The organism is Candidatus Pelagibacter sp. HIMB1506, from assembly GCF_052047935.1.
Classification (GTDB): Bacteria; Pseudomonadota; Alphaproteobacteria; order Pelagibacterales; family Pelagibacteraceae; genus Pelagibacter.
Window position 1 is genome coordinate 1270164 of the sequence record NZ_JBNAIS010000001.1, and the last position, 19692, is coordinate 1289855.

At 27.4% G+C, this 19692-nt stretch carries 20 protein-coding genes; 12 read left to right on the plus strand and 8 right to left on the minus strand.

Annotated features, from left to right (window positions below):
• Positions 1 to 43 precede the first annotated feature (43 nt).
• Positions 44 to 472 carry an FxsA family protein gene (locus ACTTA8_RS06835; protein ID WP_440655086.1) on the plus strand — a complete coding sequence of 143 codons (429 nt, stop codon included), beginning with the start codon at positions 44 to 46 and terminating at the stop codon, positions 470 to 472.
• Positions 456 to 878 carry a protein-export chaperone SecB gene (locus ACTTA8_RS06840; RefSeq protein ID WP_440655088.1) on the plus strand — a complete coding sequence of 141 codons (423 nt, stop codon included), beginning with the start codon at positions 456 to 458 and terminating at the stop codon, positions 876 to 878. Before ACTTA8_RS06835 ends, ACTTA8_RS06840 begins: the two co-directional genes overlap by 17 nt.
• Here the strand turns inward: ACTTA8_RS06840 and dnaQ are convergent.
• From dnaQ to ACTTA8_RS06865, 5 genes are read right to left on the minus strand one after another with little or no spacing between them, the layout of a single operon-like run.
• Positions 875 to 1534, minus strand: a complete 660-nt coding sequence (dnaQ, locus tag ACTTA8_RS06845; protein ID WP_440655089.1) for a DNA polymerase III subunit epsilon — start codon at positions 1532 to 1534, stop codon at positions 875 to 877. The two genes, ACTTA8_RS06840 and dnaQ, sit on opposite strands and share 4 nt — an antisense overlap.
• On the minus strand, positions 1535 to 2104 hold the full coding sequence (gene coaE / locus ACTTA8_RS06850) for a dephospho-CoA kinase (RefSeq protein WP_440655091.1): 570 nt from the start codon (positions 2102 to 2104) through the stop codon (positions 1535 to 1537).
• Positions 2097 to 2891, minus strand: a complete 795-nt coding sequence (gene aroE / locus ACTTA8_RS06855) for a shikimate dehydrogenase (protein ID WP_440655092.1) — start codon at positions 2889 to 2891, stop codon at positions 2097 to 2099. The genes coaE and aroE overlap by 8 nt, the downstream gene beginning before the upstream one ends.
• Positions 2888 to 3475 carry a Maf family protein gene (locus ACTTA8_RS06860; protein ID WP_440655094.1) on the minus strand — a complete coding sequence of 196 codons (588 nt, stop codon included), beginning with the start codon at positions 3473 to 3475 and terminating at the stop codon, positions 2888 to 2890. The genes aroE and ACTTA8_RS06860 overlap by 4 nt, the downstream gene beginning before the upstream one ends.
• Positions 3465 to 4292 carry a pyruvate, water dikinase regulatory protein gene (locus ACTTA8_RS06865; protein ID WP_440655096.1) on the minus strand — a complete coding sequence of 276 codons (828 nt, stop codon included), beginning with the start codon at positions 4290 to 4292 and terminating at the stop codon, positions 3465 to 3467. The genes ACTTA8_RS06860 and ACTTA8_RS06865 overlap by 11 nt, the downstream gene beginning before the upstream one ends.
• Positions 4293 to 4559: 267 nt before the next feature.
• Here ACTTA8_RS06865 and hemE point away from each other — a divergent pair, with 267 nt between their 5' ends.
• The 10 genes from hemE (at position 4560) to ACTTA8_RS06915 (ending at position 15703) form a co-directional block, all read left to right on the plus strand.
• Positions 4560 to 5561 (plus strand): uroporphyrinogen decarboxylase, encoded by a 1002-nt coding sequence (gene hemE / locus ACTTA8_RS06870; protein WP_440655098.1) that lies wholly within the window; start codon positions 4560 to 4562, stop codon positions 5559 to 5561.
• A 3-nt stretch (positions 5562 to 5564) separates the two neighbouring features.
• Positions 5565 to 6557 carry a ferrochelatase gene (gene hemH / locus ACTTA8_RS06875; protein WP_440655100.1) on the plus strand — a complete coding sequence of 331 codons (993 nt, stop codon included), beginning with the start codon at positions 5565 to 5567 and terminating at the stop codon, positions 6555 to 6557.
• A 3-nt stretch (positions 6558 to 6560) separates the two neighbouring features.
• Entirely contained in the window at positions 6561 to 6995 is a 435-nt protein-coding gene (gene hemJ / locus ACTTA8_RS06880; RefSeq protein WP_440655102.1) for a protoporphyrinogen oxidase HemJ, read from the plus strand.
• A 65-nt stretch (positions 6996 to 7060) separates the two neighbouring features.
• A complete protein-coding gene (gene rho / locus ACTTA8_RS06885; protein ID WP_440655103.1) occupies positions 7061 to 8329 on the plus strand; it encodes a transcription termination factor Rho in 1269 nt (422 codons plus the stop codon).
• An 11-nt stretch (positions 8330 to 8340) separates the two neighbouring features.
• Positions 8341 to 10023 (plus strand): O-linked N-acetylglucosamine transferase, SPINDLY family protein, encoded by a 1683-nt coding sequence (locus ACTTA8_RS06890; protein WP_440655105.1) that lies wholly within the window; start codon positions 8341 to 8343, stop codon positions 10021 to 10023.
• A gap of 57 nt (positions 10024 to 10080) precedes the next feature.
• Positions 10081 to 11412, plus strand: coding sequence for a tRNA uridine-5-carboxymethylaminomethyl(34) synthesis GTPase MnmE (gene mnmE, locus ACTTA8_RS06895; RefSeq protein ID WP_440655107.1), 1332 nt, complete (start codon positions 10081 to 10083; stop codon positions 11410 to 11412).
• Positions 11413 to 11529: 117 nt separating this feature from the next.
• On the plus strand, positions 11530 to 13401 hold the full coding sequence (mnmG, locus tag ACTTA8_RS06900; protein WP_440655108.1) for a tRNA uridine-5-carboxymethylaminomethyl(34) synthesis enzyme MnmG: 1872 nt from the start codon (positions 11530 to 11532) through the stop codon (positions 13399 to 13401).
• The gene (locus tag ACTTA8_RS06905; protein ID WP_440655109.1) at positions 13401 to 14045 is read left to right on the plus strand and encodes a 16S rRNA (guanine(527)-N(7))-methyltransferase RsmG; all 645 of its coding nucleotides are present in this window, start codon (positions 13401 to 13403) and stop codon (positions 14043 to 14045) included. The genes mnmG and ACTTA8_RS06905 overlap by 1 nt, the downstream gene beginning before the upstream one ends.
• Positions 14046 to 14066: 21 nt before the next feature.
• Complete coding sequence (locus ACTTA8_RS06910; protein WP_440655110.1) at positions 14067 to 14861, plus strand: ParA family protein; 795 nt, start codon at positions 14067 to 14069, stop codon at positions 14859 to 14861.
• Positions 14861 to 15703 (plus strand): ParB/RepB/Spo0J family partition protein, encoded by an 843-nt coding sequence (locus tag ACTTA8_RS06915; protein ID WP_440655111.1) that lies wholly within the window; start codon positions 14861 to 14863, stop codon positions 15701 to 15703. Before ACTTA8_RS06910 ends, ACTTA8_RS06915 begins: the two co-directional genes overlap by 1 nt.
• Here ACTTA8_RS06915 and holA read toward each other — a convergent pair.
• From holA to leuS, 3 genes are read right to left on the minus strand one after another with little or no spacing between them, the layout of a single operon-like run.
• Positions 15700 to 16683: a DNA polymerase III subunit delta gene (gene holA / locus ACTTA8_RS06920; RefSeq protein WP_440655113.1), complete on the minus strand. Its 984-nt coding sequence runs from the start codon at positions 16681 to 16683 to the stop codon at positions 15700 to 15702. The genes ACTTA8_RS06915 and holA overlap by 4 nt on opposite strands.
• Complete coding sequence (locus tag ACTTA8_RS06925; protein ID WP_440655115.1) at positions 16680 to 17138, minus strand: hypothetical protein; 459 nt, start codon at positions 17136 to 17138, stop codon at positions 16680 to 16682. Before ACTTA8_RS06925 ends, holA begins: the two co-directional genes overlap by 4 nt.
• Complete coding sequence (leuS, locus tag ACTTA8_RS06930; protein ID WP_440655116.1) at positions 17139 to 19673, minus strand: leucine--tRNA ligase; 2535 nt, start codon at positions 19671 to 19673, stop codon at positions 17139 to 17141.
• Between the last annotated feature and the right edge of the window lie 19 nt (positions 19674 to 19692).

Here is a 19692-nt window from a genome sequence, read left to right on the forward strand (position 1 = left end):
CTCTGTTGATTAATTTCAACCAGCAATTTAAACTAAGAGACAAATGAACCCAATTCTTATTTCCATAATTTTAATACCAATTGTTGAGATTTTTCTTTTTATAAAAATTGGGGCTCAAATTGGAGCCTTTAGCACTATATTTTTAATTTTTATAACAGCTATAATAGGAATTTATTATGCAAAGTATGAGGGGTTAAACACTTTAAAATCAGGATTTCTGCAAATTAATAACAACAGAAATCCAACATATGAAGTTATGTCTGGTGCTGCTATTGCTGTTGCAGCTATACTTTTAATTATACCCGGCTTTGCAAGTGATTTGGTTGGCTTTATATTGATTTTTCCATTAACTAGAAAATATTTAATTAAAAAAATATTTAAGAATTTTGATAAAAAAAAATATAAAACAAAAAGCTTTATAGATGGAGAGTATGAAGAAATAATTGAGGAAGATGATGAAAGAAAAATTTGAGATACTTGGAAATTATATAAAAGATTTATCGAGCGAAACTCCTGACATAGAAACATTTCTATACGTAAGGGATAGAATATCTAAATATCAATTAGATATAGATATAAACTCAAAAGCAATAAAAAATAAAATGATAGAAATTAATACTAAATTTAAATTTGAGGAAAAAGAAAAAGTTAAAAAAAAATCTTATTTTGAAATTATTTATTCAACAATAATCAAAATTAATGAACAAGTAATAGATAAGAAAGAATTAGAAAAAATTATTCTATGTGATGTTCAAACTGAGATCTATCCTAAATTAGAAGAAGCCCTTCTAAATGTTTTAAAAGTATCTGGATATCCAAATATTAAATTCGAAAAAAAAGTTAACTTTGAAGAATTATATTCTCAAAGAATGAATTAGAAATAATTTTTCTTTAAATGTTGTTTTAAATAATTTTTATGACTTTCTAACTCCTCAGCATTTGGATAAATTACTTTTTTAAAATACTTAACTTTGTAATCCTCTACTTCTTTAATTTTTTCTTCTGAGTTAAAATTTAAAGACGGCTCTTTTTGATCAATTAAATTAATATAAACTTTAGCTAATAATTCACAATCGATAAGCGCTGTGTGCTTTATTCTTCTTGAATTATCAATTCTATATCTCTTACACAAAGCATCCAAACTAACTTGGGATCCTGGGTATTTGTCTCTTGCGATAACCAATGTATCTTTTACTTCATTTGTAATTTTTGATTTACTAAGAAGTCTCAATTCATTATTTAAATGAGCTAAATCAAATTCTGCGTTGTGTATAATTAACGGTTTGTCTTTAATGAAATTTAAGAAATCATCTTGGACATCACTAAACTTTTTTTGTTTTGATAAAAATTCATCAGAATAACCATGTACCTGGAATGCTTTTTCAGAAACTTTTCTTTCTGGGTTTAGATAACAATGAAATGTATTTTTTGTTGGGATTAAATTATCTAATTCAATACAGCCAATTTCAACAATTCTATGACCCTCTTTTATAGATATTCCCGTTGTTTCTGTATCTAAAACTATTTCTTTCATTTATTCGATAAAATTTAAAATTTCCTTAATTTGTTTTTTTACTGAATTTTTTCTAAAGTTATTTTTAATTATAAAGTTAGATCTTTTTTTTTTATATTTTAAATTATACTGAATTTTTTTAAACATTCTTACAAGTCTACTATTAAAATTTAATCTTTTCTTTAACCTTATATCAATATCTTTTTTTTTAGAATTAACAAAAATCAATATATCCCTTTTATTGGAAATTTTATTTTCGATTAATAATGGAATGTCTAAAATAACAATTCTTTTATTTTTATTTTTTCTTAAGAAAGAATCTAATCTTTTTCTGATTTCTTTATGAACAATATTTATTATTTTTTTGAGATTATTTGGTTTTGCTAATATTGCTTTGGTAACTTCGTTTTTATCTATAGGAAAAGCATAAATATATTTTGGTAATTTTTTTTTTAATTTGAAATAAACTTTTTTATCTTTTCTATATAATTTTGATACTTCATGGTCAGCATTAAAAACAGGATATCCAAAATTATTTGCTACAAATGTTTTTCCAGACCCAATATCGCCAATTATACCTATTCTAATCATTATCTAATAATTTAAGTACGCTACTATTTATCGTTGGTTCAATGTTGTGCCATAACTTAAATGCTTCAAAAGCTTGATAAATAAACATTAATTTCCCATTTTCTATTTGATTTCCCAATTTTTTCCCCTCTTTTAAAAAATTGGTTTCACGAGGATTATAAATCACGTCATAAAATAACTTTCCGTCACCAATGTTTGTAATGTTAAGATTTATGCTCTCATTGTTTAATCCTATGCTAGTTGCATTTATAATCATATCAAAATCAGGCACTTCTCCCCAATTAACAATATTTATTTTATTAAATTGAGTTCTTAAATTTTCAGCCTTTTTATAAGTTCTATTGCTCACAGTGATTTTAGATGCTTCCATTTTATTTAAAGCAAAAATAATTGATGGAACTACGCCTCCAGCACCTAAAATTAAAATTTCTTTATCTTTAACTTTGTAATTCAAGTTATTTATTGCTTTTTGAAAACCACCAATATCCGTATTGTAACCAACTAAATCACCATTATCAAAACAAATTGTATTTACCGACTGCGTGTGTTCTGCTTCTGAGCTTAGCTTGTCTAAAAAAGGTATCACTATTTTCTTAAACGGAACAGTAACATTACAACCATTTATTTCTTGATTTTTGATCTTAAGGATAAAATTTTCAATTTCACTTTCTTCTAGTTTAATTTTTTCATAAACTGCTTTAATATTATTTTGTTCTAACCAATAGTTGTGTAATTGTGGAGACAATGAATGTTCAATTGGGTTTCCAATCACAAAATATTTTTTCATTTTTGTAAATTTAAATATTCTTTGATTTTTTTTATAGGTAACCCCATTATTGTATTTTCATCTCCTTCTATACTGCTGAACAAACTTCTTCCTTCTCCTTCGATTTGATAGACATTGTAAGCGTAAAGATTTTCGTCTGATATTTTAGATAAATATTTTTCTAATTCTAAATCTGAAAAATTTTTCATTATTAAAGTTGCTTTATCAGTGTAATTCCAAACCATTGAACCATTTTTTGAAATGCAAACAGAACTTATTAAAAAGTGCGATTTCCCATTAAGTTTTCTCAATATATTCATCGCTTCTTCTCTGCTTTCAGGTTTTGAGATTAATTCTCCATCTAAATCAATCACACTATCAGCACCAAGTACTATTTGGTCGTGAATTTTGGTGCTAACTTTATTTGCCTTTAATTCTGCTAAATTTTTTGAAATTATTTCTGGAGTAGCATTTTCTTTAATTAAAGCTAATTTCACAATTTCTTCATCTACGTTTGAAGGTTCCACGATGTTTTTAATATTATTCTTATCTAAAATATCTTTTCTGACCTTGCTTTTAGATGCTAAAATAATTTTATCTGACATTGTTTAAATAAATTTCATGTATTTTAATTATAGAGGCTGCAGTTTCTTCAACAGATTTTCTTGTTACATCTATTAAGGGCCATTTGTATTTTTGAAATGTTTTTTTTGCTTGAAGAACTTCTTTTTTTATACTTTCAAGATTGGTATAATCTATACTTTCTGTTTCTTTCAATGAATTCATTCTATTTTTTCTTAAATCTGCGAGTCTCTCGGGTTCTGTACTTAATCCAACAACACAAGTTATATGTGGATTTTGTTTAAGTTTTTCTGGTAAAGAGTTTTCGTTAACTAAAGGAATGTTTGAAGTTTTAAAGCCTTTATTGGCAAGATAAATGGATGTTGGTGTTTTGCTGGTTCTGCTAACCCCTACGAGAATAATATCAGATTTTTCAACTTCACTTATTAAATTACCATCATCGTGATTCATGGTAAATTGAATTGCTTCAATTCTATCATAATATTCATCATTCAAAACATGTTGTCCGCTGGGTTCATGAGATGCTTTTTGATTTAAAATTTTAGAAAAATTTAAAATTAAATTACCTAATACTCCAAAACAAGGTATCTTTTTATTTTCACTCTCGTTAGCTAAATACTTAGCAAGGTTATTATCTACAATAGTATATAAAATTATTGAATTCTCATTTTTTTTTGCGTCTTCTAAAATTTTTAAAATTTGATTTTCTGTTCTTGTGAAGGAGTAGGAATTAACTTTATATTCTATATTTAAAAATTGTGCTTTAAGGGCCAAAAATATTCTATCTAGGGTTTCTCCGGTCGAGTCGGAAATTAAATATATTTGATATGTATTACTCATAAATAAATTGTTAATAAACGTGTATTGTTTTGATTAAATTATACAATTTTAAATTTCTCCAATAACATCTGTAAAATCTGACTTTTATTAACAATAATAATAAATAAGCTAAAACAATCCACAAAAATTGAAATAATCAAAAAAGCTTCATTTTAAACAATTTTAATCATCAAACTTGTTAGTAAATTGTCAGTATAATGTTTATAAAAAATAATCTTCTTTATTCACAAGATATAATAATACTACAATAATTTATAAGACTTTTATATGAAACCTTTAAACAAAGTAATTATTAACAAAGATACATCATTTAAACCTCTATGGATAATGAGACAAGCAGGCAGATATTTGCCAGAGTTTAGAGAAATTAGAAAAAAAAATCCTGAATTCATTAGTCTATGTTTAAATGACAACTTATCAACTGAAATAACTCTACAACCATTGAAAAGATTTGATATTGACGCTGCAATAATTTTTTCTGATATTTTAATGTTACCTTATGGTTTAGGTCAAAAAGTGAAATTTGAGAAAAATTTTGGTCCTAAACTAGATAATTTAGATTTAAGTAAGGTTGCAAAATTAGATGAGATAGATTTTGTTGAAAAGTTATATCCTGTTTATAAAGCAATTAAACAAGTAAGTTCTCATCCAATTGTAAAAAATAAAAATACTATTGGATTTGTAGGTGCACCGTGGACTCTTTTAGTTTACATGATTAACTTAAAATCTCCAAAAAAGGATTTGAATGAAAATTTTTTCAAAGATGAGTTTTTAATAAACAGAATTTTATTACTTATAGAAAAATTTTTAAAAGTTCATATAAAAAATCAAATAGATAATGGAGCAAATGTTATCCAAATTTTTGATAGTTGGGCCGGTTTATTAGAAGAAAAAGATTTACCAAACTATATTTACGCACCTACTTTAAATTTAGTAGAATATGTCAAATCTCTAAATGTACCTGTAATATGTTTTCCAAGAGAGATTAAAAATTATAAAGAGTTTTGCGAGATAGTTAAACCTGATGCAATAAGTATTGATTATAATGTTGATCCTAAAAAGATACTTAAAGATATTAAAATTCCCATTCAAGGAGGATTAGATCCCAAAGTTCTTTTAACAGATTATGAAAATTTAAAAAAAGCAGCTTTAAGTTATTTAGAAATTTTTAAAGACCATCCATATATATTTAATTTAGGTCATGGTATACTGCCAGAGACTAATCCGGAGATGGTTGAAAACTTAATAAAAATAGTAAAGAATAATTAAAATATGGACGTTAATCATCCACCTATAAAATATGGAAAAACAGGTGTTCTAATTATTAACTTAGGCACACCAGATTCTACCAGTTGGTTTGATATAAGAAAATATTTAAAAGAATTCCTTTCAGATAGAAGAGTGATTGAAGTAAATCCTATAGTCTGGCAAGTAATTTTAAATTTATTTATCCTAACTTTTAGACCTTCCAAGACAGCTAAGGCTTATAAAGAAATTTGGATGAAAAACGAAAATATGTCTCCCCTTCTATATTATACAAAAAAACAAAGCGAGAAAACTTCTGAATTATTTAAAAAAGAAAATATCGTTTTGGATTTTGCAATGAGATATGGAAATCCAAGTATTAAAAAAAAGATACATAAATTGAATGGGATGGGGTGCGAAAATTTAGTTATCCTTCCTCTTTATCCTCAATATGCAGCGGCCACAACAGCAACAGTTTGCGATGAAGTTTACAGAACGTTAATGAAAATGAGATGGCAACCTTCCCTTAAAATAATTCCGCATTATGAATCTAATCCTTTATATATTGATGCACTAGTTAATTCGATCAATAAAAAAATTAATGAAATTAACTGGAAACCAGATCTAATCATAGCCTCATACCACGGGATACCAAAAAAATATTTTGATAAAGGAGACCCGTATCATTGCTACTGTCATAAAACAACGAGACTTATTTCAGAAAAATTTAATTCTATAAAAATTAAAACTACTTTTCAGTCAAGATTTGGTCCACAAGAATGGCTGCAACCATACACTGATAAAACTCTAGAAAGACTCCCAAATGAGGGAATTAAAAATATTCTTGTCATATCTCCGGGTTTTTCATCTGATTGTGTAGAAACCTTGGAGGAAATATTAATTCAAGGTAAAGAAAATTTTATAAATGCTGGAGGAATAAACTTTGATATGGTTCCATGTTTAAATGATAATGATGACCATATTGTTTTAATAAAATCCTTAATTGAAAAAAATATTTGATGAATGAATTCTTATTTGCTGTTTAAATCTTTACATTTAATCGCGGTTGTTTCTTGGATGGCTGGTCTTTTATACTTACCAAGAATTTTTGTTTATCATGTTGAAAACAAAGAAAAGAAAGAAGCCACCGATATATTTGAAGTGATGGAGAGAAAATTATTCTTTTATATTATGCGTCCCGCTATGATATTTACCTGGGTTTTTGGATTAGTTTTAATTTATTTAAATGGAATAGAAATTTTTGCTCAACTGTGGTTTCAGATAAAGATAATTTTGATAGTTTTGTTGTCAGCCTACAATGACTTTTTAGGAAAATGTCTTGTTAGCATAAAAAATTCTACAAATACAAAATCTTCTAAATTCTTTAGAATTATTAATGAAATACCAACTATAATTTTAATTATTGTTGTATTTTTGGCTATTTTTAAGCCAATCTAGGGTTGAAATAATATAATCAGTATATATATTCATATCATCGATAAGTCCTTATCAAAATATTAATCATGAACATCCAAGAATTAAAACTTAAATCATCTGAACAGCTCATTACTCAAGCAGAAGAACTTGGAATTGAGAATGCTAGCACGTTAAGAAAACAAGAAATTCTTTTTGCTATACTTAAAAAAGTTGCAGAAAAAGAGGAAATCACAGGTGTTGGTGTTTTGCAGCTTTTACAAGATGGCTTTGGTTTTTTAAGAGCAATGGAATCTAATTATCTTCCGGGACCAGATGACATATATGTAAGCCCAAGTCAGATTAGAAAATTTGGTTTAAGAACCGGGGATACTGTTGAGGGTCCAGTGAGAGCCCCTAAAGAAGGAGAAAGATATTTTGCATTATTACAAGTAAGTAAAATAAATTTTGAAGAACCGGAAAAAGCTAGACATAAAATTGCATTTGATAACCTAACTCCATTATATCCAGACAAACAATTAGTTATGGAAATTGAGACAACTAAGGTTGAAAAAAAACCAGACCTTACTCCAAGATTGATTGATCTAGTTAGTCCAATTGGTAAGGGCCAAAGATCAATAATTATTTCACCACCAAAAGCTGGAAAAACAATGATCTTACAAAGTATAGCAAACTCAATAGCAAAAAATTATCCAGAATGTTATTTAATAGTTTTGTTAATAGACGAACGTCCGGAAGAAGTGACCGATATGCAGAGAACGGTTAAAGGTGAAGTGATTAGTTCAACATTTGATGAACCTGCTCAACGTCATGTAGCTGTTGCAGAAATGGTTATAGAAAAAGCTAAAAGACTAACAGAGCACAAAAAAGATGTTGTTATATTGTTAGACTCAATAACAAGATTAGGGAGAGCATATAATGCTGTGATACCAAGTTCTGGTAAAGTCTTGACCGGAGGTGTTGATGCAAATGCACTTCAACGACCAAAGAGATTTTTTGGTGCTGCAAGAAACATTGAAGAAGGAGGGTCTCTAACCATAATTTCAACTGCTTTAATAGATACTGGAAGCAGAATGGATGAAGTGATATTTGAAGAATTTAAAGGAACAGGAAATAGTGAGACTGTCTTAGATAGAAAAATTGCTGATAAAAGGATTTATCCAGCAATAGATATAACAAAATCAGGCACAAGAAGAGAAGAGTTATTATTCGATAAAAATGATTTACAAAAAATGAATGTGTTGAGGAGAATAATTGCTCCAATGGGAACAATGGATGCTATAGAGTTTATTAATTCAAAACTAAAAGATACGAAAAATAATTCAGAATTTTTTAATTCAATGAACAAACCTTCTTAAATAATTTTAAAATGATCTCTTCCACAGATCTAAAGTTAAAATTACAAGAACTAATTAATAATAAAAAATTTACAGAAGCTATCTCTTTGATGGAACAAAATTTCCCTATCGCTGATAGGCCTGCAGGTATTTTTAATTTATTAGGTTTTTCAAAATTATCAGAGAATAAAACAACAGAGAATTTGCTCTCTGCAATTTCAGATTTTAAATCAGCTTACGAAAAAGATCGAGATGGAAAAATAGGTCTAGAGTCTTTAGCAAACTTAATAAATTCAATTATTGAATTATATGATCTTGATAAGTCCTTAGTTGATTTTGATGAAGTAATTGATCTCTATTCTAAATTAAAAAATAATAATTTTTTAGAAGATTATCAGCTAAATAATTCCATGAAGCGTTTGTATACAAGATTAAATGACTCAAATCGAATTATAGTTCATCTAGAAAAAATGGTTAATAATAAAGATTCTAGGTTGCGGGATTATTGTTCAATAAATTATTTTAGAATGTTTAATAATGACTGTTCACAAGAAGACTTTTTTTATCATTTAAAAAATTTCAATGAAAAGGTTCCAAAATATAATAATGATAATTTACTTTCTTTTCCAAAAATTAAAAACGAGAAAATCAAAATTGGTTTTTTATCTGCCGATATAAGAAATTCACACTCTGTTACTTTTTTTTTAAAATCAATTTTAAAAGATTATAACAAAAATAAATTTGAAATTTATTTAATTCTAAATCAAAATTTTACAGATGATACAACTAAGGTTTTTAGCAATTTAGTATATAAAACAATAAATATTCATAATCTCGACGATATTATTGCCATTAACACTATCAGGAAATATAATTTAAATTTGGTATTTGATTTGATGGGATTAACTTCTGAAAGCAAAGTTGAAATTATTAAAAATAGAATAGCCCATAATCAGGTTTCTTGGTTAGGTTACTGCAATACAACTGGTTTAGATAATATGGATTATCTTATCACTGATAGAAATTTAATTAAAAAAGAGGAAGAAAAATATTATTCAGAAAAAATAATTTATTTACCCAACATTTGGAATTGTCATTCTGGCATTAATTATTTAAGAAAAAAAATTAACTCACCAACATTATCTAATAATCACATAACATTTGGTTGTTTTAATAATTTTATGAAAATTAATGACAATGTAATTGATACTTGGTCAAAAATTTTAAAATTAAGTAAAAATTCAAAATTATTACTAAAATCTTCTATGGAAAAAGATAACAATAGAAGAATTAAAAAAAAATTTGCTGAGTACGGAATATCAGATTCAATTATTTTCCATGAACATGATAAAAATTTTCAAGATCATTTAAAGTTGTATGAAAAAGTAGATGTTGCGCTTGATACATTTCCTTATAATGGAGTTACAACTTCATTTGAGGCATTATTTATGGGTGTACCAGTTTTAACAATGGATGGATATAATTTTAATTCAAGATGTGGAGCGTCTATAAATAAAAATTTAAAATTGGACTATTTAATTTCAAAAGATCAAGAGGATTATATTAATAAGGCTGTTGAACTATCAAATGATATAAAAAAACTTAACGAATTAAGGAATTTTATATTCGAAAATGTAATTGATTCCTCATTATTTGATAAAGTTAGTTTTTCAAAGTCATTCTTTAATATGGTTGAGGAAATTAACCATTCCTAATATTTCTGTTATTAAAAATTTTGCCATAATAATCAATTTTCAAGCTATAATCTTTTTATGACAATATTTGCTTTATCCAGTGGGCCTGGAATTTCTGGTGTTGCAGTAATCAGGATTTCCGGCAGTGAGACTTCTAGAGTTATCAAGATGTTAACTGGTAAAGAACTCCCAATTCCAAGAGTGGCAACTCTAAGAAAGATTAATAAAACAAATAAATCTGAATTGATAGATGAAGGATTAATTCTATGGTTTCCTGGTCCTGAGAGCTACACAGGTGAAGATATGGCTGAAATACAAGTTCATGGTAGCAAGGCTGTGGTAGATGCCCTACACTCCTCTATATCTCAAATTGAAAATTGCAGATTAGCAGAGCCAGGTGAATTTACTAAACTTGCATTCCAAAATGGAAAAATAAATTTATTAGAAGCAGAAAGTATAGCTGATTTAATTTCATCTGAAACAGAAATTCAAAGACAACAAGCAATTAAAATAATGAAAGGTAAGTCTGCAGATCAATTCAATTTTTTAAGAGAAAAACTTTTAAAAATCTTGGCTCATGTTGAAGCTAAAATTGACTTTCCAGATGAGGATTTACCAAACGATATTTTGGATGAAATTAAAAATAATTCAAATGAAGTTATAAAAAAAATTGAAAAGATTTTAAATGATCAAAAAGTCGGAGAAAGAATTAGAGAGGGTTTTAAGATTGCAATCCTTGGACCTACTAATGCAGGGAAATCTAGTTTAATAAATCATTTATCAAATCGAGATGTTGCAATTGTTTCTGAAATAGCTGGTACTACAAGAGATGTTATAGAAACTCATCTTAATATAGATGGTTATCCCGTAATAATATCTGATACCGCAGGCATAAGAGAATCTAAAGATGAGATAGAAAAAAAAGGTATTAAATTATCTTTGAATAGAGCCGAAGAAGCAGATTTAAAGCTTGTAGTGGTAGATGCAAAAAGCCTTGATTTTACTGACGTTTTGAGAGGTTTATTAGATGAAAATGCAATTTTAGTTATAAACAAGTCTGATCTTTTAGAAAAAGAAATTGACTCAGAAATAAAAAATTTAAATCATGTTTTAATCTCAATTAAAGACAATAAAAATATTGATGAACTAATTTCAAAAATAAAAAATAATTTAAAAAATAAATTTATAACTAGTGATGATATTTTGATTACCAGAGAAAGACACAGACAACATTTGGAACAGTGTTTAGACCATTTGAATAACTTTAATCAAAAAAAAGCAGTAGAAGATTTTGATAAAGCAGCAGAGGATTTAAGATTAGCTACTAGACATTTGGGTATGATCGTTGGAAAAGTTGATGTAGAGGAGATATTAGGTAGTATTTTCAATGATTTTTGCATAGGTAAGTAATCCCCTATTTTCCTTATTTTTAGACATTTTTTTATCCAAAACTATTGATAATTAACGCTTATTTACAAAAAATTAAGTCTGTCTTGTAAATTACGTATTCACATATAAATTTAACCTATGAAAAATGATTTGTCATTTGATGTAGTTGTAATTGGTGGAGGTCACGCAGGATGTGAAGCAGCAGCTGCTTCTGCTCGATTAGGTGTTAACACTGCCCTATTCACTCATAAAATAGAAACTATCGGTGAGATGTCATGTAACCCAGCAATAGGTGGTTTAGGTAAGGGTCATTTAGTTCGAGAAATAGATGCACTCGATGGTGTTATGGGAGATGTTGCAGATAAATCAGGCATACAATTTAGATTATTAAATAGAAGTAGAGGACCAGCTGTGCGCGGACCAAGAACGCAATCAGATAGAGCACTATATCGTAAATTTATGCAAAAAAAATTGATAAACTATTGTAATTTAAGCATTTTTTCAGATCCTGTAATAAAGTTTATTTTTAAAAATAATGCTATAAATGGTTTTGAAACAAAAGAAGGTAAAAAGGTATCATGTAGCAAGTTAATACTAACAACAGGAACTTTTTTAAATGGTTTGATACATATAGGTGACGAAAGAACACCAGCAGGAAGGTATGATGAAAAACCTTCAACAGGTTTAAGTGAACAATTAGCAAAATATGATTTTAAAATTGGAAGATTAAAAACTGGAACACCGCCCAGGTTAGATGCAAGAACGATTAATTTCGAAAACCTTGAAGAACAATTTGCAGATGATGATCCTTATTATTTTTCATTCCTAACTAAAAAAAATTTAAACAAACAAGTGTCATGTCGAATGACTTATACCAATGAGAAGGTTCATAAGATTATTGAAAAAAATTTATCTAAAAGTGCAATGTACTCAGGTAACATAAAAGGAGTAGGTCCAAGATATTGTCCATCTATAGAAGATAAGATAGTAAAATTTGCAGATAAAGTTCGTCATCAGATTTTTTTAGAGCCAGAAGGGCTTTATGATCACACAATTTACCCAAATGGGATCTCTACATCGCTCCCAGCTGAAGTACAAGAAGAAATATGTAATAATATCAATGGTTTAGAAAATGTTAATATTATAAGACCAGGATATGCTATAGAATATGACTATATAGATCCACGTGAACTATTCTTGACCCTTGAAACTAAGAAGGTTAGCAATCTTTATCTTGCTGGGCAGATTAACGGAACAACAGGATATGAAGAAGCAGCTGCGCAAGGCCTTATAGCTGGCATAAATGCAGCTTTGTCTGTAAAAAATTCTGAGCCTTTTATCCTTGATAGATCCGATGCCTATATTGGTGTAATGATTGATGATTTAGTTACCAAGGGAGTTGCTGAGCCTTACCGTATGTTTACATCAAGAGCAGAATATCGATTAAGTTTGAGAGCAGATAATGCAGATCAAAGATTAACAGCCAAGGGAATAGAAATTGGGTTAATTGGAGAAGAAAGAAAAACTTTATATTTGGATAAATTTGACAAAATTGAAAAAATTAATTTAAAAATGAATAAATCTAGTATTTCACCATCTAAAGCTGAAAAATTTGGGATCAAAATAGCGAAAGATGGAATATTAAGGTCTTCAAATGAGATGCTATCTCAAAAAGATGTGAATATGAGTAAAATTAGAGAAATATGGCCAGAAATACCCTATTTTAGTAAAGAAATTGATGAACAAGTAGAAATTAATGCCCATTACAGGGGATATTTAAAGAAGCAAAAAGCAGATATATTAGCATTTAAGAGAGATGAGAACTTAATTATTCCTGATAAAATTAATTATGATAGGCTTTCTGGTTTATCTAATGAGGTAAAAGCTAAATTTAAAGAAATAAAGCCCAAAACTATGGGTCAGGCTCTTAGAATTGATGGAATAACCCCAGCAGCTGTATATATTTTGTTGTCACATGTAAAAAGAAAGTCTATTAAGCATATAGCTTAATGGATCAAGAAATTTTAAATTCTTACTCTAGACTTGATGATCTAAATGTTTCACGTGAAACATTTTTAGACTTTGAAAACTATATATCTCTTATTCTTGAAAAAAATAAAAAAATTAACATAATTGGTCATAATACAGCATCAAAAAACGCAATAATTGAGCGTCATATTATAGATTCAGCACAAATAATTGATTTCGTTGATTTAAATTGCAATACAATAACAGATTTAGGTTCTGGAGCGGGTTTACCAGGAATTATAGTGGCAATTATACTAAAAAACATGAAAAATAAAATGAATGTGCATCTGTATGAAAAAAGCTACCATAAAAGCCATTTTTTAAAAGAAGTTTCAGAAAAATTAAATTTAAATACAAAAGTTTTTCAAAAAAATATTTTTGAGATAAAAAATTTAGAGACAGGCACAATTATGTCGAGGGCTTTTAAACCTATGCCTGTAGTTTTAGATTTAGTTTATGAAAATTTTTCAAAATATAAAAATTTAATTTTCTTTATGGGTAAAAGTGGAAAAAAAGTTTTTGAAAATTCTAAAAAAAAATGGAATTTAGAATTTATAGAAAAGAAAAGTTTAACAAGTAAGGATTCATTTTTGATAAATATAAAAAAAATTAAAAAAAAAAATTAAAAAGAAATTAAAAAAAATAAAATGCAAATTATTTCAGTCATAAATCAAAAGGGTGGGGTAGGAAAAACTACAACAGTAATAAATCTTGCAGCAGGACTTTCACAACATGATAAAAGAATTTTGGTTATTGATTTAGATCCTCAAGGGAATGCAACTACAGGACTTGGATTATCTAATATGGATAACTCAAGTGATACAATTTATGGGGTCTTAAATGGAACTAAAGAAATTTATCAAGTAATAAAGAAAACTCGGTTTAAAAATTTGGATATGATTACTTCTAATGTAGACTTATCAGGTTTAGAGGTTGAAACGGCAGATGATACAAATAGAGCTTTTATTTTAAAGCGTAAATTAGCCGCCTATTTAAACGATTCTAAAGGATCCTACGATTATATCTTGATCGACTGCCCACCATCGCTTAGCTTGTTGACTGTTATGGCACTGGTATGCTCAGGATCTCTTCTAGTGCCGTTGCAAACAGAATTTTTTGCCCTTGAAGGCTTAACACAACTAATGAAGACTATTGAAAGAATAAAAGTAAGTTTAAACCCAGAATTAAAAATTAGAGGTATACTTTTAACAATGTACGATAAAAGAAATAAATTGTCTTCACAAGTTGAAAAAGAAGCTAGAGATTATTTTAGTAATAAAGTTTATTCAACAGTGATACCAAGGAATGTTAGATTATCAGAAGCACCTTCGCATGGAATGCCAGTTTTAATTTATGATAAATCATGCCCAGGTAGCAAGTCATATTTTAGTTTTACAGATGAATTTATTAATCAAGAAACAAACATTGGAAGTGCTGCTTAATGGATAAAATTAAAAAAGGTCTAGGAAGAGGCTTATCTTCATTGATTGGTGAAGCAAAAACAGAGTCTCAAACTAATCAATTGCTAGTAAGTGATCTTATTCCAAACAAGTATCAACCAAGAAAAATATTTGATGCAAACAATTTAGAAGATTTAACTAAATCTATTAAAGAAAGAGGAATGATACAGCCAATCATTGTTAGAAAATCAAATGATGATAAATCAAAATTTGAAATAATTGCAGGAGAGAGAAGGTGGCTTGCGGCACAAAAAGCTGGATTACATAATGTGCCTGTTGTTATAACAGAGGCAGATGATTTAAAATCTTTAGAATTTGCTATTGTCGAAAATGTTCAAAGGCATGATTTAAATCCACTTGAAGAAGCTCAAGGCTATAAAAGATTAATTGATGAATTTTCCTATGATCAAGAAAAAGTTTCAAAATTTATTGGTAAGAGCAGAAGTCATGTTTCAAATTCATTAAGAATATTAAGCCTTCCTAATGATGTAATAAAATTAATTGAAACACAAAAATTAACTGCTGGTCATGCTAAAATTTTAGTTGGTCTTGATAACGCTAGTTTCGTTGCTTCCAAAATAATACATAAAAAACTTTCAGTAAGGCAGGCTGAAAATTTTGTTAAAATTTTTAAAAATAATAAACAAAAATCCTTAAAGTCCAAAGATACAAATATAATCGCACTTGAGTTGTCCATTTCAAATAAAATTGGGCTAAATGTAGAGATAAAAAATAATAAAAGAAATAAGGGTAAAATTAGTTTTGAATATAAAGATTTAGATCAACTAAATAAAATAATTGATATAATAAAATCAAATTACTAATCTTTAGCCGAAGATTTCTCAAAAATAAAGTTTGTCATCAAATTAATTGAATTATTAATATTTTTTTTTATTAATAGTTCTAACTCGTTTATCTCATATATTAAATTATTCAAATCCTGAGCTTGCCAATTTAGAATTTGTTTTTTTACTATTTCTTTATCTTTCCAAAAAATAGGAGGTTTAGCTGATGAAATTGTTTTATCTATATTATGATTGATTTCGTATTCTTTTATGAGTTTAAGTATTAATTTAGATTTATTTAAGAAAATTCTTATAATTAATATACAATCTTCATTAACAAAATTGTTATCGCTCAAAATACGAATTATTTTTTTTTTATTTTTAACTAAACAATTGTTAATTAAATCATTAAAATTATGATTTTCGTTTAAGTTAATTAGCTTATATATTTTTCCCTCATCTATTTTTTTGTTATTTTTTGTATATAAATTTATTTTTTCAAGTTCATTTAAGAGTGCACTTTTATCTTCGTTTGTTTTTTCTATAATTGTGTTTATTAATGAGCTAGATACTGAAACATTAATTTCTCTAAAAAAATTTGATGCAAATCCCATCAGTGTCTGTTTACTATCGGGATAGAAAGCTACACAAGCTAAGTCTTTATCTTTTTCAAATTTTAATCTTAATTTTGACCTTTTATCTAAAACATCCGCAATTAGTATGATAATTGTGTCTTGTACCTTTTCTGAATTTATACTTTCAACTATATTTAATATTTTATCATTAACTCTTTTAATAATGATAATTTTACTACTTCCAAATAGAGATTTAGTATAAATTTCATCAAAGAAATTCTCAGGGTTTTCAAATATTTGACTTTGATCGTAACTGAAATAATCAGTATTATCAGATATAAAATTTATTGCTTCTTCTTTTTGAGCATCGTTCTTCCCGTACAAAAGAATAATTTTTGACTTATCAGAATTAATTTTTTTTATTTCATATGATTTGAAAATCATTCAAAATTTATTAATTCAAATTTTAATTTCCTGATTGTTGAATCTACAAAACTTTCTTTAATTGTATTTTCATAATTTTTAAGGGTGAATGTATCAGAAATATTTTTAATGATTTGTTTTTCATTGAATGATACTGTTTTTGAGTTTTCTTTATCTTTTTCAATGAAAACTGTTGTTTCTAAGGATAGCTCATATTCACTTGGGGATCCTTTTGAATCTTTTAAAATTACAGTTTTTTTAAAGTTGTTATTAATTGTTAAATTAAATTCATTTTTAGATACTTCATTGTTTTTATTTTTTAGTTTATTGTTCATTAATGTATTGATGTAATTATCTCCAGTAATTCCAGAAATTGTTATGTTAAGTTCTGACTTTTTTTCTGAATTGTATACCGGACTAAATCCACAGTGACTTATAAAAATAAATAAAATTAAAATAATTTTTTTTTTTATCATTTAAACTATAATATTAATAAGTTTACCCTTTATGTATATTTTTCTTTTAATTTTTTGTTGATACAAATATTTAGATAATTTTTCGTCTTTACTTATTTTCTCTAATATCTCATCTTCAGTCGTACCTTTTTCAGATTGTATTAATCCTCTTTTTTTGCCATTTACTTGAATAACAATATTACCAACTTCTTCCTGAACAAGTTTATCAGAATATATTGGCCATTGAAAATTTTTGCTATTTATTAATTTTAAACATTCATTTGAAAAATGAGGTATTACAGGCATAAAGCTCAAAAGAATCTTCTCAAAGTTTTCTATGATTGTTTCTTTGCTATATGAATTTTCGATTTGTTTATTCCAAAAAGAATAGATCTCATGCATGTTTGCTATGATTTTATTATAACTAAAGTTTTCTAAATTTTCAGTGACTTTTTTTATAAACTTATTTGTTTCTTTGGTTAACTCTTCATCTTGATCATTTAATTTATTATTTTTAATTTTTTCTAAAACTTTTAAGTTAAGACTCCATAATTTTTGAATAAATTTAAATGATGAATTAATTCCATCCTCAGACCACTGAACATCTTTGTGAGGTGGACTGTCAGACAGTATAAACAACCTAGCTGCATCAGCACCGTAATTTGTAATAATATTTTCTGGATCAATTGTATTTTTTTTTGATTTTGACATAGATTCAGATGGCCCAACTTTAATTTTTTTCGTGTTATCTTTTTTTAAATATTTTATTCCATTAATTGTTTCTATTTCTTCTGGACTAATCCAATTTCCATCTGGATCTTTATATGTTTCATGACAAACCATACCTTGTGTAAACAATCCATCGAAAGGTTCTTTGATTTGAAAGCTTTCATTTTCATGAGATAATGCTCTCATAAAAAATCTAGAATATAGTAAATGAAGAATAGCATGTTCAATGCCCCCAATATATTGATCTACAGGCATCCAGTAATCTATTTCATTTTTTGTAAATCCATATTCTGAATTTGTTGGGGAACAAAACCTTAAATAATACCAGGATGAGCAAACAAACGTATCTAATGTATCAGTCTCTCTTGATAAAGTTTTTCCATTAATTACGATTTTTTTCCAATCATCTTGACCATCTAAAGGATTCCCTTTTACTTTTAGGTCGATGTCAGAGGGTAGTTTAATTGGTAACATAGACTTTGGTATAGGGTAAACATTTCCATTTGAATCATATGCAACGGGTATTGGACACCCCCAATATCTTTGCCGAGATATCCCCCAGTCTTTTAATCTAAAATTAATTTTCTTTTTACCAATTTTCTTTTGTTCAAGTAGATTTATTGTTTCGATTACTGACTGATCGGGAACTTTTAAACCATTTAAAAATTTAGAATTAATTATTATTCCAGATCCAGAATAAGCTTCGTCCATTACCTTAAAAGCATCATCAGCGTCATTTGGTTTTACAACCGTTTTTATCTCTAGATCATATTTTTTTGCAAAATCAAAATCTCTCTGATCATGTGCCGGACATCCAAAAACTGCACCAAATCCGTAATCCATTAAAACAAAGTTAGCAAAGTATACAGGGACTTTTTGGTTAGGATCTAGTGGATTTATCGCCAATAAGCTTGTTTTAAATCCAATTTTGTCTCCTACAGCGATAGCTTCTTCTGTTGTCCCTGTTTTAGAACACTCTTCTCTAAATTTTTTAAATTCAGGGTCATCTTTGTAAAACTTAGATATTTCATGATCTGTAGATAATGCTAAAAAGGAAAATCCAAAAAGTGTATCCGGTCTAGTGGTAAAACATTTAATATTATCAATAGGTAAATTTCCCTCAATTTTAAACTCTATTTCACAACCAAAAGATTTTCCAATCCAGTTTTTTTGCATCACTTTAACTTTGTTTGGCCATTTCTCTAATTGATCAAGACCATCTAGTAAGTCTTGCGAAAATTTTGAAATATTAAAAAACCATTGATTTAGTTTTTTCCTTTCGACTGGTGCACCAGACCTCCAGCCCTTTCCATCTATAACTTGTTCGTTAGCTAAAACTGTTTCGTCAACAGGGTCCCAATTTACATAATTTTCTTTTCTATAAACTAATTTTTTTTCTAACAACTCAAGAAAAAAATTTTGTTGATGTTTGTAATAATCTTCCGAGCAAGTTGAAATTTCTCTATCCCAATCAATTGAAAGACCTAGTTTTTTTAATTGAGTCTTCATATTTTCAATATTATTTTCAGTCCAAATTTTTGGATCAAGATTATTTTGTTTTGCAGCATTTTCAGCTGGCATACCAAATGAATCCCAACCCATAGGATGAAGAACATTAAAACCTTGCAATGACTTGTATCTAGCTAAAACATCACCAATTGTATAATTTCTCACGTGTCCCATGTGAATTTTTCCGGATGGATATGGAAACATTTCTAGGCAATAAAATTTTTTTTTAGCTTTATTTATCTTAGAAGAAAAAGTTTTATTATCCTCCCAATGTTTTTGCCATTTTTCCTCAATTAATTTGAAGTTGTATCTTTCCACAAAATTAAAAATTATTATT